Below are 16163 nucleotides of genomic sequence, written 5' to 3' on the forward strand. Positions count from 1 at the left end.
TTGTTTTTATAATAAGATATAACGTTAACTATAATGCATAAAAAAAGGATAGTGAAATCACTATCCTTTAGTTGAGGCTTCGAGCGGATTCGAACCGCTGTAGACGGTTTTGCAGACCGCTTCCTAGCCACTCGGACACGAAGCCTTGTCCTTGAATTGGATTGCAAACTTACTAAATATTTTGATATTTCAAAACCAATTAATGTACTTTTTTACAACAATTCAAGACGATATTATCTAACTCCTTGCATTTCAACCGTTACATATTCTACATCACCACCTACAGGAGGGTTTATTTTAGAAACTAATACTGTTATTTCTTCTACCATTCTTATTTCTAGGATTACTCTATCGATGATTCGTTGTGCTACATGCTCTAATAACTTAGATCGAATAGCCATCTCTTCCTTCACGATTGTATTTAAGTGAACATAGTCTATAGAATGTTTCAAATCATCTGTAGAAGCAGCCATCGTAAAATCTCCTTTCGCAATTAAATCTACTCGGTAATCCGAACCTATTTTTGCCTCTTCATCCATACATCCATGAAAAGAAAACGTTCTAATATTGTTTAATCTAATTATTCCCATAACACATTTGTTTGTTTAATAATGGCTAAAAGTACAAATTATTTGCCTCCTATAATTCATAATATGCTAAAAGACTATCAGCTTTTGATTAGTTTTTTGATACCTTTGTAGTTATAATAATTATTTCCATGTCAACAAAAGAGAAATCATTAAACTTTATTGAGCAAATCATTGAAGAAGATATCAAGAATGGTTTGCCAACAGAAAAACTTCATTTCCGTTTTCCGCCTGAGCCTAATGGTTATTTGCATTTAGGTCACGCGAGTTCTATTTGTTTAAACTTTGGATTAGGTCTTAAATACAATGCGCCTGTGAACTTGCGCTTTGATGATACCAATCCTTCTAAAGAAGAACAGGAGTTTGTTGACGCAATCAAGCAAGACGTAGAGTGGCTAGGGTACAAATGGGCAAATGAAGTTTATGCATCTGACTATTTCCAACAGCTATACGACTGGGCTGTCCAAATGATTAAGGACGGTAAAGCTTATGTTGATAGCCAAACTTCTGAAGAAATGGCTCAGCAAAAAGGTACTCCATCTACAGTAGGTGTAGATAGTCCATATAGAAATAGATCTGTAGAAGAAAACCTTGATTTATTCGAAAGAATGAAGAATGGCGAATTTGAAGAAGGAACTCATATTTTACGTGCTAAGATAGACATGGCACATACAAATATGCTTATGCGTGATCCTATCATGTATAGAATCATGAAAAAAGCACACCACAGAACGAATAATGATTGGTGTATATACCCTATGTATGACTGGGCTCACGGAGAGAGTGACTACTTAGAGAGCATCTCACATTCATTCTGTACATTAGAGTTCTTACCTCATAGAGAGTTATATGATTGGTTCTTAGATCAAGTGGTAGATGAGAATAATATCAGACCTAAACAACGCGAATTCGCTAGAAGAAACTTATCACATACAGTAGTAAGTAAGCGTAAGCTAGCTCGTCTAGTAAGCGAAGGACACGTGACAGGATGGGATGACCCACGTATGTCTACGATATCAGGACTGAGAAGAAGAGGATACACAGCAGCTTCTATTAGAAACTATGCTGATACGATAGGTATCGCTAAGCGTGATAACCTTATCGATGTATCTCTATTAGAATTCTGCATTAGAGAAGACCTTAATAAGATAGCTCCTCGTGTGATGGCAGTATTAGATCCTGTAAAACTAGTAATTACTAACTATCCAGAAGGACAAGAAGAGTGGCTAGATGCAGAGAATAATCCTGAAGAAGAAGTAATGACTTTCCGTAAAGTTCCTTTCTCTAAAGAGCTTTATATCGAAAGAGAAGACTTCAAAGAAGAAGCGAATAGCAAATTCTTTAGATTGACTTTAGGAAAAGAAGTACGCCTTAAAAATGCTTATATCATCAAAGGTGAAAGCGTAGTAAAAGACGAGAATGGCAACATCACTGAGATACACGCTACTTATGATGCTGACAGTAGAAGTGGTAGTGGATCTGAAGCGAGCAAGCGAAAAGTAAAAGGAACTATACACTGGGTATCTGTACCTCATGCAGTAGAAGCAGAAGTGCGTATCTATGACCGTCTATTCGTAGATGAGAACCCTGATGGTAATAAGGAGGTAGACTTCTTAGATTTTATCAATCCTAACTCATTAGAGGTAGTGAAAGGATATCTAGAACCAAGTCTAAGTACAGCGGTAGAAGGAGATAAATTCCAATTCCAACGTTTAGGCTATTTCTGTGTAGATAAAAACAGTACTCCAGAAGCGCTAGTATTCAATAAAACCGTAGGTTTAAGAGATACTTGGGCAAAAGTAGAACAAAAGTAATACTTCTATAAAAATTACACAAAAGCAGTGTTTTAACTAAAAATTAACGGTTAAAACACTGCTTTTTTTATACCTTAGAGTATTAATCATTTTAAAAATTAAAAGCTATGTCAAATCATTTAGGAAATACAACTATCGCAGTATTAGCTGGAGTAGTAGTAGGAGCAGGTCTAGGAATATTATTTGCACCTGACGAAGGAAAAAAAACACGTAAAAAAATCAAAAAAACATTTAATGAGTCAAAAGATGATTTAAGTGATAAAATTGATGAATTAAAAAAACAAGTACGTCAAACTGTAGCAAAAAAGAAACAAGATTTCGAAGCTGGATTTGATGAGTTTTTAGCTCATACAGAAGACAAAAAAGATGATGTTATCGCTGCTTTAGAAAAAAAATTAGCAGAGTTAAAGTCTAAAGGAAACAGTATAGCTGAAAACGCTAAGAAGTAATCAAGTAGTATATAAGAAATGGCATTTAAGGATATAAAAGAGAATCTAGACGACATTAAGACTAACTCTGAAGAGTTTATCAATACAAGTTTAGATTACTATCGCTTATGGGGGTTTAAAATTACAGCCAAAGCTGGGAGCAAGTTTATGACTTTACTTCTAGTATGTCTGTTTGTTATGATGTCTCTACTTTTCTTATCTTTATTTGCAGCTTATGCTTTAGCAGCTTGTCTTGAGAGTACAGCTCTAGGTTTTTTACTAGTAGCAGCATTCTATATGCTGATAGCTGTATTAGCTTATCTATTTAGAAAACCTCTAGTAGAGAAACCATTTCTTAGAAAGTTATCTGAGATAATATTTAACGATTAAAACTGGTACGATGAGAAAGTCTTATTCTTCTTTTGAAGAAATCAAATATGATCTAGAAGTTCTAAAACTGAAAAAAGATATACACTATCACAAAGTCTTTAGAGCAGTAGATAATATAAAAACAGAATTATCACCTGATAGAGTCGTTAGAAATACATTAGGCTCAGTTACATCTTATGTAAAAGGTTCGAGTAATATTCAAGCGTTTTTAATAACAACTGCTTTAAAATACTTCTTTAAGAATAGAACTAAAAACAAATAGTTTTTTAATAAGAAAGGGCTCCATATAGATGGAGCCCTTTTTGTATTTATTCATCTTCTAAGCCATCTTCATAGCTTGATGAGTAATCATTATATTCTTTAGAAGAAAAGTCCTCAGAACGCTTAGAAACACCTTCCATAGTACTCATTTCTTTTATCTTGCTACTAGCTGCAAATGAAGCTACCATATTCGTAAGCATATCGCTCGCTGCTGATGGAGCATTTGGTAATAGGATTAAGTTAGAACGGCTATCTGCTCCTACAGACTGTAACGTATCATAGTGTTGCGTAACCACGATTAGCGCAGAAGCTTCTTGTGAGTTAATACCTACTTTATTTAATACATCCACACTCTCTACTAGTCCTTGTGCGATCTCTCTACGTTGATCAGCGATACCCTGTCCTTGTAAGCGCTTAGATTCAGCCTCAGCTTTTGCTTTTGCTACGATGCGGATTCTACTTGCTTCTGCTTCATATTCAGCAGCTACTTTCTCTCTATCCGCTGCATTAATACGATTCATCGCATTTTTTACCTGGATATCAGGGTCGATATCCGTGATTAGTGTATTGATGATATCATATCCGTATGTTGTCATTGCTTCATTTAATTCGCGTTTCACCGCGATAGCGATATTATCTTTTCGCTCGAACACATCATCTAAGATCAGCTTAGGTACTTCTGCACGCACTACGTCGAATACATACGAAGTAATCTGATCATGAGGATATTCTAGCTTATAGAACGCATCTTCTACTCTATCTTGGATAACCTTAAACTGAATAGAAACTTTCAGTTTAACGAATACGTTATCTTTCGTTTTAGTCTCGATTAATACATCTAATTGTTGGATACGAAGATTTACTACTCCTGCCTTTCTATCCACAAAAGGTATTTTAATTTGTAATCCAGAATGTCTAATACTATTAAATCTTCCGAATCGTTCAATGATCACAGCTGACTGCTGCTTCACCGTAAAAAAGCCAAGAAGTAATAATATAATTACCGCTCCGACTATAAAGTACATTGGTGTCATAGTGCAATTTTTATGAATTATTCTGTTAAAATAAATATTTATATCCTTATTTAAAAGAATAATTCATTATTTATTACTTTGTCAGTATAATATTAGCAAAAAGCAGGTTCAATTGACTATCCTCTATATACTCTATGTCTGGAAATAAAGGGATAAGATACTCTTTTACAGCCTTAGCCGGAACTGCAAGTACGAGAGCCTTCTCTGACTTTTTTAATAAGATCATCGGTATCTCACTACCGTTATCTAGTGTAAAACTCAATTCGCCTAATCTGTGATTCCATTTGAAGTTGGTTTTGCTCACCTGACAGCCCTGTACATAGTGATCGAAGTTACCTGTAAAGTCCTTCTGAAGGACTAATAGATCTTTGTTACAGTTAGGAGTATGAGGATAAGGAGAGCTAAATACTGCCTGTCCTATAATGGGTTTTACCTCTATCTGCTGAGGTGTCCATTCCCCAATCAAGTGCTTTTGAACAAATTTTATCCATTCACTCTCAGCGCTAGAGCCACCATTATCATCACTAGAACATCCATTAAATACTAAACCTGTGAATAGAAATAAAATAATATAACCGACCTTTTTCATAGCATTACGTTTTAATACACACCTAAATTTAGGCATTTATATCCAAAATATCACAGAATATGTAATAATAAAAAAAGAGGTTTGAACGATGTTCATACCTCTTCTATATCTTATTTATTCGCTTCTACAGCGATAGCTATTCTCTCTATAGTCTCCTCTTTACTGATCATCTCGATGATGTCAAATAAGTCTGGTCCCTTCACAGCACCTACTAGACTAAGGCGAAGTGGTTGCATCACTTTCCCCATTCCGATGCCTTGCTCATTGATCCAATCCTTCACGATAGACTCTATATTCTTCGCTTCGAATGTCTCGATACCTTTTATTACTTCAGACACTTGTGTCATAATATCAGATGTATCTTCTTTCCAATTCTTTAATGCCTTAGCATCGTATGCTGTTGGTTTTACGAAGAAGAAATCACTCAGCTCATAGAAATCAGCTACGAATGTTGCTCTCTCTTTGATTAATCCTACTACTTTCTCTACATAAGCATCTGTCGCTTCGATACCGTTATCTTTTAAGATTACTTGGTATGCCTTAGCTAAGTCAGCATCGCTCTGTAGTTTCAGATAGTGTTGGTTAAACCATTTGTTCTTCTCTGGGTCAAACTTAGCACCTGCCTTGTGTACACGTGTTAAATCGAACTTCTCTACTAGCTCTTCTAAAGAGAAAATCTCTTGATCTGTACCGTCATTCCATCCTAATAAAGCAAGGAAGTTTACCACTGTCTCAGGGTAGAATCCTCTCTCTCTATATCCAGAAGACTTCTCTCCAGATGTAGGATCTTGCCAATCTAATGGGAACACAGGGAATCCTAGTTTATCTCCATCACGCTTAGATAACTTACCGTTACCTACTGGCTTAAGGATTAGAGGAAGGTGAGCGAACTCAGGAGCTTCCCATCCGAATGCTTTGTATAACAACTCGTGTAGTGGAAGAGAAGGTAACCACTCTTCACCTCTAATCACGTGTGATGTCTCCATTAGGTGGTCATCCACGATATTAGCTAAGTGATATGTCGGCATCCCATCACTTTTATACAACACCTTATCATCTAATAAGCTCGTTTCGAACTTGATATCACCTCTGATAATATCTTTTAGATGTAAAGTCTCACCTACAGGAGTCTTAAAGCGGATAACATAAGCCTCACCATTAGCTATCTTAGTATCCACTTCTTCTTTACTTAATTTAAGAGAAGTACTCAGCTGCTCTCTATTCGTATGATTATATATAAATGTCTTTCCTTCAGCTTCAGCTACTTTTCTTAATTCGTCTAATTCTTCAGCAGTATCAAAAGCGTAGTATGCCCATCCACTCTCGATTAGTTGATCAGCATATTGTTTGTACAATTCCTTGCGTTCACTCTGTCTATAAGGTCCGAACTTTTCATTCTTACCGATAGTCTCATCAGGTGAAATCCCTAACCATTCTAAAGCTTCTAATATATAAGCCTCAGCTCCTGGTACAAAACGATTTTGGTCAGTATCCTCTATTCTGATATAGAATACTCCGTTGTGCTTTTTAGCGAATAAATAATTGAATAATGCGGTTCTTACGCCACCAATGTGTAATGGTCCAGTTGGACTTGGTGCAAAACGCACGCGAACTTGCTTAGCCATTTTGTTTAAAATTTTTTACAAAGATAAATACTAAGGCCATTTATCTACTGATATTTAGTATAATATTTTACTACTCTATCTATTTCTAAATAGATCAAACGCGTTTATCAATAAATGTAATAGGTTTACGACTCATTGGATTAAACACGATAGGTTGCAGTGTATCAAATGCTTCAAAGACTACTTTAGGTGCTACACGTAGTTTAGCTCTAAAGGTATCTTTGATATTCTTAGAGAATTCTTGACTCGTATCTTCAGTCACAATGCGAATTACTATCTCATCTGTTCCGATATCATTTGTAGAAACTTCTATAAGATGTAACTTAATCTGAGGAAAAGAATTCAACAAATCTACTATTGCAGGTGGATATAATGTCGTCCCTTTATATTTTATCATATGTCTCTTGCGTCCTTCTACAGGTCCTAAGCGATAAGTATGTCTACCACAACGACAAGGAGATACATGTTTACGCACCATGTCACCTGTCTTAAAACGGATTAAAGGCAGCGCCTCAACCCCCAATGTAGTCACCGTCAACTCTCCTAATTCTCCATCTGCTACTACATGATTCTCGTCATCTAATACTTCAGTGATAATCAACTCCGGATTCACATGTCCTCCTTGTGTAAACTCACATTCTGTAAATGCCGCTCCCATCTCTGTAGAAGCATATGTTGAATATAATTTAATATCCCACTTCTCTGTGATTCGCTGAGCCAAAACAGAAGGTGTCAAATCATCCTTACGAAGCGCTTCTCCAATACAGATTACGCCTTTTACACTACTTTTATTATAGTCTATGTCATTCTTCTCGGCATAGTCTATCAACTTCAATAAAAATGAAGGAACAGCTATTAAATACTTTGGTTGATACTGTAAGATAGAGTCCCATTGTAGTTGTGGGATACCAGCTCCTACACGAATAACTCCAGCCCCTAGCTTTCTCAACCCTAAGAAATAAGCTAATCCTGCCATAAACCGTCTATCGATTGTTGTCATCAGCTGTACCACATCCCCCTGTTGTACCCCTGCACACTTAAAGGATTGATACTCATTCTCTGCTAATCGCTCCAAATCACCATCGGTCAACCCAAATGTAACAGGGTCTCCCAATGTTCCCGAAGTAGTGGCATAATCAATAATAGAAGTTTTAGGTACACAGAAGAAAGCATCATTCTGTCTCTGCAAATCATCTTTAGTTGTCAAAGGTAATTGCTGTAAATCTTCTATTGTTTTAATAGTAGCTATATCAATACCTTTCTCTTTAAACAAAGTTTTATAGAAAGGAGAGTATTCATTGACATAAGCTAAGACTTCTTGTAGCCTTTGCTCTTGATATTTCAGAATATCTTCTTTAGGTTGATAATCTATACGAGAACTTTCCATTACTTATTTCTTATTTTCTTTAAATACTTCTTTATTTTCTGTTCGGCAGGTAAGGTTGTCACTTCTTTAGTCAGCGCTGTATTAAACTCTTCACGAGCTAAAGAATACTGCTTCTTTTGCATATAATACAATGCTGTACGGTAATAGACTAACCAATACTCAGGATTCAACGCCTGATACGTTTTAATGTATTCCTCTGAGACTTTTTCCTTATCCTTTATCACTTGCTGAAAGACTTGGTCTTCTACTCTAAAGCGTTCATAATCTTTAAACGCATTACTATCGATAAACTTGTCTTTGGCTATCGTTAAACTATCAATCCCTAAATGATAACCTCTATTTTCTTTACTAAAAATCTCATTCAAATCATACGCAACGAACTCTCCTAGTTGATAAGGATTAGAAGATATCCATACGAGTCTTTTCTCAGGTTGAAAGACAATACCATGGTGTGCTAAGAGTTGATTCAATGCCTTCTCATTTCCATATCCTATTTCCTTTCCATTTAGTCCTTTTGTATCTCTGAGTATCTCTACCATCTTCTGAGGAGTCAACACCTCAGCATTATGTACATACTCACTGACCTTATCCCATCTGTATTGCGAGTGACTCTCTTCGATTTGTTTGGTATTTCGCTTATCCTTTTTAAAGGCGTCACTCTGGAAGTGGTTCGAGCAGATTAATGCACTGCTATTCGCTACGTCATATACCCCAAAGTTCTTAGGCGCTATCTCTATCAATATTGCCTTTCTATCTGCCGCACTTCCCACCATGATAGACTCAGATACAAATACTTTCTTTGTCTTAGCAATGGCGATCGCTTGTTCTATATTATCAGCATATTGTAATATTTCACGAGCTACTACAGAGATAGGTGTTTTTGCCTTCAGTGGGATAGAAGACTTTCCAGCATTTAGTGTTACAGTAAGTCCCTTTTCATTCATTCCTGATACCACACCTGTCATACCTCCCCATGTCACAGACATAAACGCATTGCCTTTATCAGGTTGTATAAAAGCGATAATCTTATTCTCTGCAAAATCATCTCCTACATAGAAGTCAAAGTTTCTCCCTATCAACAATCCACCATCAGCAGAGTTCTCATCCCATACTGCAAGAGATGTACATCCTACTAAAGCTAGATCCTGAAAAGCATGTCCTATGTCATGCGCTCCGTGAAGATAAAGATTGCGCTGGTAAGCTGGTCCTAAGAAATCAAATCGGGTAGTAGCATACTTACTTAGTCCGTATATCTCAGCTTTATACTCATTCGGAATATATTGATATAAGTCTCTATTGTAATACTTCAATAGTTTAATCAACATCCTCTGTTTAAATCCTGCTGGTACAAACTCCTCTACTTTTGAGAAGAAGATTGTTTCTTGCTTTTGATACAAATCCTTTGTTAGAGCTCCTGTATTTAATCCAATTTGATAAGGATCACCACTAACATACAATTCCCATAATTGTTGTTTATTCTTACTTAAAAAGCCTTTATCAGTTATGCGAATACTATCCTGTATGATACTAACTTCTGGCGTAGCGGCATCCCATCCTTCTAGAATAGGAACATCTTTCAATCCTTTCTTTACACCACAACTTCCTAGTAAGGCACATATGATTAGAGTCCCAATATATCTATACCAATGCTTCATCATCTCTATACTTATTGAGTTTCGTAAGCAAAGAATCTTTATCTACCATCTCTAGACAAGTTACAAATGCACCTATAGTCACTCCCATTACTCCGTGCATACGCACATTCTGCCCTGAGAAGAATAAGTTGCCTATCTTCGATCTCGGAGAGATAAATGTCTTCATAGGGCTATTAGCATCCTTGATAAATCCGTACATATTTCCTCGTTCTGACCCTATAAAATCTCTATAAGTCAAGGGCGAAGAGGAATGAACACTCTTTATAGCCCCGCAGATACCAGGATATTTAGACTCTAACTTAGCTAATAGAAGTTGCTCTTTTTCTCGTTTAAAATCTTCATAACTAGTTCCTCTAGTTCCTAGATTCTTTATCGTCGATACATTATAGGTCTCTTCCCACTGCTTGACTTCATCGAAATCCATATAGGTCATCACCGTCATACTATCTGCCCACTCTTGTGCAGGAGAAGTACAGTTCATAGAAGCCACTAATAAGTTAGGCCATCTACCTGCTGCTTTGTGATGTGTATCCCATACATCCTCTATACTGTTGTAGTGGTATATATTGCTATTCTGATAAGGGTAACTCTCCTTCTTAAACACAATGTAAAGTGAGAATACCGAAGGTACCTCCTCTAAACTCATAATACGCTTTACAAATGGTTTAGAGAAACTCTCTGTCCCTACCATGCGTATCGTGTGCTTCAAGTTAATATTAGAAACAAACTGATCTGCCGTATACTGCATCCCATCTGCTGTCTTACATGAAGCCAATTGTTGGTTGTCAAAAACAAAACCTACAACTTCTTTATTCTTGTAGATCTCTCCTCCATAACTCTTCAGTACTTTGATAAGTGCTCTACTGATTTGACTTCCTCCATTGACACATCTCCAAGCACTCTGTATGTAAGAATTGACTGTCAAGGCATGTACATATAAGGGTGTCTTCTCCTTATCTGCTACGTATAAAAAGTTAGAACCTATAAGCACTGCTTTTAACTTTTCATTACTTGTTATTTCATCTAAGAAATCGATCAACTTAATACTTACGATATTCTCGTCATATCCTTTCCCTCCTTCGAGGTAATACATCGGGAAGCGGTGACAGATATCATTGATAGTATCACAATACTTTCGCAGTGCGACCTCTTCTTCGGGGAAGAACACAAGTAATTGTTGCACAAAGTTTTCATACCCTTGTGCATGTGGATAATCAATCATTTCGTCTTCAAAGGAGATAAAGTCATATCCATTCTCATCTAAGCGATATAGTTTCAACTTATCCATAATCTCTAGATAAGAGAAATACTTATACAGATTCTCACCGACATCTAGACCTCCGATATAGTGTACCCCTGTATCGAACACAGACTTATCACGAGCGAACGTCTGTAGGTTACCTCCATACTGTATGTTCTTCTCCAGTACGCAGACTTTCTTTCCTTCTTTTGCTAATATTACAGCAGAAGCTAATCCCCCCAGACCGCTTCCTATCACAACTACATCATACTTCTTCTCCATAACTTTTATTCTCTTAGATACACACTGATATATTCATTCTGTACAGATAATTTGAAACTTCTATCAGGTACATACTCCTTTACTTTTCTATGTAACACTACTATCTTATGGATAGTAGTAGGTACTTCACTACTTACTATTGTAGATACTAACATCGTGTTGACACTACCATCTATTTCAAGTACATCAGTTATATATTCTACCGTTCTACACTTTGTTACATAATTGGTTTGTGCTACGCTACGCTTGTAATCATCTTGAATATAAGCATACACTTTGCGCTTGCTCTGTTGTAAAGTTAACAAGAAATTAATCTGTCCATAGTCCTCTCCCACATGCAATATCTTCTCTTTGTCAGACAAGTGATTATCCAATTCATAATAGTCCTCTGCATAATGCTTAAAATCATCTTTCACCTCTTTCAATATACTGCCTTCTTTATAGAAATATCCTAAGAACAATTTACGTCTAAAGTAATTCTTATCCTCTAGTTGTCTTCTAATAACTCTAAACTGTTCTTTGTAGAATTTACTTATCTTCTTTGTTCGCTCTGAGTAATCCTCACCATACGATCTATCTTCATAAGTAATGCGTTCTCCTACTGTAGTAATAATGTGCCCTCCATATATGATATAATCTCTCTTTCCATTAACCTCAGCATTCCCATGTATATACATAGGTATAATATCTAACTTCAAGGTCTCTGCTAAGAAGAAAGCTCCTTTGTGGAAGCGCTGTACATCATTGGTCAATGAGCGTGTTCCTTCAGGAAATATCATCAACGAGAATCCTTGTTTCACACGTTCCTCTAAGTGCTCTACACTATTATCTACCCCATTAGATACAGGATAGAACCCAGCCATCTGTACCGCTCTACCAAAGATAGGTGACTTATATACCCAGTCATTCACTAGATAGACTATATTTGAGTTAACCATTCCTATCGTCAATGAATCTAAGAATGACGTATGATTAGCTATAATAACTGCTGGCTTCTTGAAGTCTTCTTTTTGCTTATTGATAATCCCTTTTTTCACAAATGGGTTTAAGTATAATACAGAAGCCATATACAAAGACATTCCCTTGCCAAACAACCTCAACTTAACTACTTTTCGCATAGGCAATATGAACATCAATATCCTTGCAATAAAAGAGTACAATACACCACATACCCCAAAATAGGTAAATGATACAATACTAAACAATACTAAACGCAACGTAATAGGTGACTTTCCTTTCTGCTGTCTATTTGTAAAACAGAAGCGATATAAACGAGGATATAATACAAATGCCGAAATAGCCGATACAGACAATCCTATCAAAGACACTACAGAGATAGAACGCAAGGCTGGATGCTTCGCAAATATCAGTGTACCTATAGCTAATAGTGTTGTCAATACAGCCAAGATAATAGACGAACGATACATCACACTCTCATTCTTACCCGTTGTATATTCTTTCTGCAAGGCATTCGTCATAAATATAGTGAAGTCCACTCCCTGACCGAATATCAAGGTACACACGATCGAACTAAAGATATTAAACTCTATGTGAAACAGTCCCATCAGACCTGTAGTAATAAATCCGGTAATGATGATCGGTACCATACTCACTAGTACCATCTCTATACGTCTAAAGAAAAACCATAGAATCAACAATACAGCAATCAAAGAATAATTGACCAAACTCGTAAAGTCTTTCACCAGATTACTCAAGAAAGTCTCATTAATAGCCTTCCTATCAATCACCAAATACTCTTCTGGCCCTTTTAACTCATCGACAAATGCAACTCTATTGTTTTCTTGTACTTTGACCAACGTATTAATTGTATAGAATCCATCCTTCTCTATGAAGAACTCATCCATAATCTGAGGATTCAACTTTATATATTCTTGAATTGGAATAACACCAAAGCTCGTATCTAATAAATCATAGAACCCCTCATACGTACTTTCCATAAAGTCATATCGCTGTCCTTCTCTGATCAGTGTATGCTTTATACTTGATATATCTTGCTTTGCCCAGAATGTGTCCCAAAGCTTAATCTTCTGCTCTTGTTGACTCTTAGATAATACAATATTGCCTAGTGAACTATACTGCAAGATATGTCCATCTGCTTTCTCACTCTTTAAGTGCTGAGCTAGTCGTGCATTATCTTCTACCACATCATCTACAGATTCTCCATAGCACGTTATATACAAGGATTTACTATTGCTATCTAAGGTACTATTGAGCTTTTCTTCTGCTTGTTTTAATTCTTCTGGAAAGTAGTTCATCGAAGACAAATCCTTATCGAAAGTAGTCTTGTCAAAAGTAAAACAACTTACTACAATCGCTAAAAGACATAGTCCAAACAACCACTTACTCTTATCAAAGGGAAACTTAGCTACTTTATCTATTAGTGTATTCGACTTGCCTACCAAATCTTTCTCAGACGGTTTATACAGATGAGGTATGAATAGCAAGGAGAATAGACCTGCTGCCATCACTGTAATAGACGCAAATATTCCCAAGTCTTTTAAGGCTTCTGAATGCACAAATACTAGACATAAAAAAGCAATGGCTGTCGTAGCACAACTCATTATGATAGGTCTAGTGATCTCTCTATACACTTCTTTTATATCTCCACTATGCTTGTAGTGTGTCATAATATGCAGGGCGTAGTCTATCGTAATTCCTATCAATATAGCCCCTACACTCAACGATATAGCAGATATAGAATCCTTGATAAAATACAAGACAAACAAGGCTACTAATGCAGCACATATAGTCGGGATAAACAGTATGACTGGAATAAATAGTTTGCGATAAAAGGCTACTAATAGAACCATGAGCACTGTCACAGATATAGCTACGGTCTTCTGTATATCACTCTTGATCTGCTTAGCATTAGCTACAGCTACAAAAGAAGCTCCGAAATAATCTACACTTACTTTATCAGCATACGTTCCATTCAAGCTCTCTTTTACCTCTTCTAAATAGTTGATAAAAATAGTATTGTGCTCCGTCTCTGTACCGTCATATACAGGATCAATGAACAAGAGTAGCTTATCCTCGTCTTTGTTCATGATATACCCATCCACAAGGTGGAAGTCATCACCGATATTGAGTTGTTGCAGCTTCTGTAGTGCCATAAAGCCTATCCCCATTGGGTCTCGCTGTATGAACTGCTTCGCTACCATTCCCGTAGGAGAGATTAGCGTCTTATAGTTGGCTTCTACGACTTGCTTTAAACTATCATTATTCAGTTTGGCTTCTATTTTTTCATAGTCACTTTCTTCTAAAAACAGGGGCAAGTGTGCATAGACAAAGTTAATTGCTTCATTGATATTCTCATCATCTACCTTGCCTTGTATAGACTTGACATATTCGTTCTTCACCGCTAGAGAATCTAAGAACTGATCAGCTAACGTCACTAAGTCTTCTGTAGTTCCCTCTTGTTGTTTCTCTATGATAACTGATATCTTATCTGAGAAACGCAGCTGACTAAGTACTTTCGAAGTAATGCTTGTCTTTTCATTCTTTGGTAATATACGAGTGATATCCTCTTCGAACTTAATATTTAAAACCCCATAAGCTGTTAATACCACAAAAAGTAAGGATAGTATAAAGAACATTACTTTGTTCTTCTCTCCCCATTTATAAATATGATAAAATACACTTGACATTACTTCCTTTTTTTATTGAATACAGATAATAATACATAACTCACTGTTCCGAACAGTACACTCATTACACTTGCTAGGACAATACTTCCCACTAGATACTGTACTAAGTGTGCAGACATAGAGGCTATAGAATACTCATCTAAGATAATATCTTTCGTCCCATGTGGAACCAAATAATATCCTAGCTGCAAAGATGCAAATACGATAATAGGTATCATCGGTGGTATACTCACATTCGAAAACGTAAATGCCAACACTTTATTCAACCTGAATGTGATAGCTAAAAAAATAGATAAGAACGACTGTAGTCCCCACAGTGGCGCTATACCGATGAATACCCCTAGTCCTATAGATATCGCTTTGACCCTATTCGAATCATCACTTCCTAGTATATCTTCTCTCAAAAAATCTTTAAACCTTTTTTTTTTGAAACGTCTAAAAAAATTCCTTGGGATAATATAGACCAACAGTAAGGTTACCAAAACTGTATTCAGTATACTAATACGCGTAAAGTCCTTAAATGGTCTAAAGTGAGATACCCGCTCAGACTCATCATAGAGTACTTGTACAGGTACATTGCGCACAGCTACATCATTCCATGCTGCTCGCACAATAACCTCTATTTCGAATTCAAATTTATTTGTGTAATATTTCTTTGCCAAAGACTGCAAAGGATATAAGCGATACCCTGATTGAGTATCTGTCAAAGTAATACCCGTCTCAAACCAAAACCAAAAGTTAGAAAATCGGTTGCCAAAGCTACTCTTCTTCGGTACACCCTCTTGCTCCATATTGCGAGAACCAATAAGCAATAGGTTCTTCTCTTCACTCTCCATCAACGCCTGGACAAACACAGGAATATCACTCGGATAATGTTGTCCATCACTATCTATCGTGATAGCATATTGATACCCTTGGCGTATAGCTTCTCTAAACCCAACAGTCAGTGCATTTCCTTTCCCCTTATTCTCTGGTAAATGAATAGTATGCAACTCTCTGTTATAATCTGCTAAAATAGCTGAGGTATCATCTGTAGAGCCATCGTTAATGACAATTATCTTATTCGTATAAGACAATACTCCATCGATAACACGCCGTAAAGTCTTGTGGTTATTATAAGTGGGAATCAAGACACAAATGCCCAATTCGCCTATGGTATTATGTATGTTAGGTAAGGTAAGGTCTTCTTTCATTTATTCATCT

The 16163-nt window shown here is 36.4% G+C and carries 13 protein-coding genes and 1 tRNA gene; 4 read left to right on the plus strand and 10 right to left on the minus strand.

Annotation, left to right across the window (positions count from 1 at the left end; genetic code table 11):
* Positions 1-74 precede the first annotated feature (74 nt).
* Both BK054_RS05250 and folB read right to left on the minus strand, forming a co-directional pair.
* Positions 75-145 (minus strand) — tRNA-Cys (locus BK054_RS05250).
* Between the two features lie 88 nt (positions 146-233).
* Positions 234-590: a dihydroneopterin aldolase gene (gene folB, locus BK054_RS05255; protein ID WP_006257948.1), complete on the minus strand. Its 357-nt coding sequence runs from the start codon at positions 588-590 to the stop codon at positions 234-236.
* A gap of 128 nt (positions 591-718) precedes the next feature.
* On the opposite strand from folB, the gene BK054_RS05260 reads away from it, so the two are divergent.
* From BK054_RS05260 to BK054_RS05275, 4 genes are all read left to right on the plus strand, one after another.
* Positions 719-2401: a glutamine--tRNA ligase/YqeY domain fusion protein gene (locus BK054_RS05260; protein WP_006260462.1), complete on the plus strand. Its 1683-nt coding sequence runs from the start codon at positions 719-721 to the stop codon at positions 2399-2401.
* A gap of 107 nt (positions 2402-2508) precedes the next feature.
* A complete protein-coding gene (locus BK054_RS05265) occupies positions 2509-2850 on the plus strand; it encodes a YtxH domain-containing protein (RefSeq protein WP_006257946.1) in 342 nt (113 codons plus the stop codon).
* 18 nt (positions 2851-2868) lie between these two features.
* Complete coding sequence (locus tag BK054_RS05270; RefSeq protein WP_025125990.1) at positions 2869-3219, plus strand: phage holin family protein; 351 nt, start codon at positions 2869-2871, stop codon at positions 3217-3219.
* A 10-nt stretch (positions 3220-3229) separates the two neighbouring features.
* On the plus strand, positions 3230-3481 hold the full coding sequence (locus BK054_RS05275; RefSeq protein WP_006257944.1) for a DUF6327 family protein: 252 nt from the start codon (positions 3230-3232) through the stop codon (positions 3479-3481).
* 46 nt (positions 3482-3527) lie between these two features.
* Here the strand turns inward: BK054_RS05275 and BK054_RS05280 are convergent, their stop codons facing one another.
* The 8 genes from BK054_RS05280 to BK054_RS05315 form a co-directional block, all read right to left on the minus strand.
* On the minus strand, positions 3528-4514 hold the full coding sequence (locus BK054_RS05280; RefSeq protein ID WP_006260463.1) for an SPFH domain-containing protein: 987 nt from the start codon (positions 4512-4514) through the stop codon (positions 3528-3530).
* A gap of 73 nt (positions 4515-4587) precedes the next feature.
* Positions 4588-5103: a hypothetical protein gene (locus BK054_RS05285; protein WP_058700016.1), complete on the minus strand. Its 516-nt coding sequence runs from the start codon at positions 5101-5103 to the stop codon at positions 4588-4590.
* Between the two features lie 110 nt (positions 5104-5213).
* Entirely contained in the window at positions 5214-6728 is a 1515-nt protein-coding gene (gltX, locus tag BK054_RS05290; protein ID WP_071307023.1) for a glutamate--tRNA ligase, read from the minus strand.
* 94 nt (positions 6729-6822) lie between these two features.
* Complete coding sequence (locus BK054_RS05295; protein ID WP_006266004.1) at positions 6823-8115, minus strand: phenylacetate--CoA ligase family protein; 1293 nt, start codon at positions 8113-8115, stop codon at positions 6823-6825.
* Positions 8115-9770, minus strand: a complete 1656-nt coding sequence (locus tag BK054_RS05300) for a C45 family peptidase (RefSeq protein ID WP_071307630.1) — start codon at positions 9768-9770, stop codon at positions 8115-8117. Before BK054_RS05300 ends, BK054_RS05295 begins: the two co-directional genes overlap by 1 nt.
* The gene (locus BK054_RS05305; RefSeq protein WP_071307024.1) at positions 9754-11292 is read right to left on the minus strand and encodes a phytoene desaturase family protein; all 1539 of its coding nucleotides are present in this window, start codon (positions 11290-11292) and stop codon (positions 9754-9756) included. The genes BK054_RS05300 and BK054_RS05305 overlap by 17 nt, the downstream gene beginning before the upstream one ends.
* A gap of 5 nt (positions 11293-11297) precedes the next feature.
* Positions 11298-14960 (minus strand): 1-acyl-sn-glycerol-3-phosphate acyltransferase, encoded by a 3663-nt coding sequence (locus BK054_RS05310; RefSeq protein ID WP_071307025.1) that lies wholly within the window; start codon positions 14958-14960, stop codon positions 11298-11300.
* Positions 14960-16153 (minus strand): DUF2062 domain-containing protein, encoded by a 1194-nt coding sequence (locus BK054_RS05315; RefSeq protein WP_071307026.1) that lies wholly within the window; start codon positions 16151-16153, stop codon positions 14960-14962. Before BK054_RS05315 ends, BK054_RS05310 begins: the two co-directional genes overlap by 1 nt.
* Between the last annotated feature and the right edge of the window lie 10 nt (positions 16154-16163).

The organism is Myroides sp. ZB35 (assembly GCF_001865835.1).
GTDB lineage: Bacteria > Bacteroidota > Bacteroidia > Flavobacteriales > Flavobacteriaceae > Flavobacterium > Flavobacterium odoratimimum.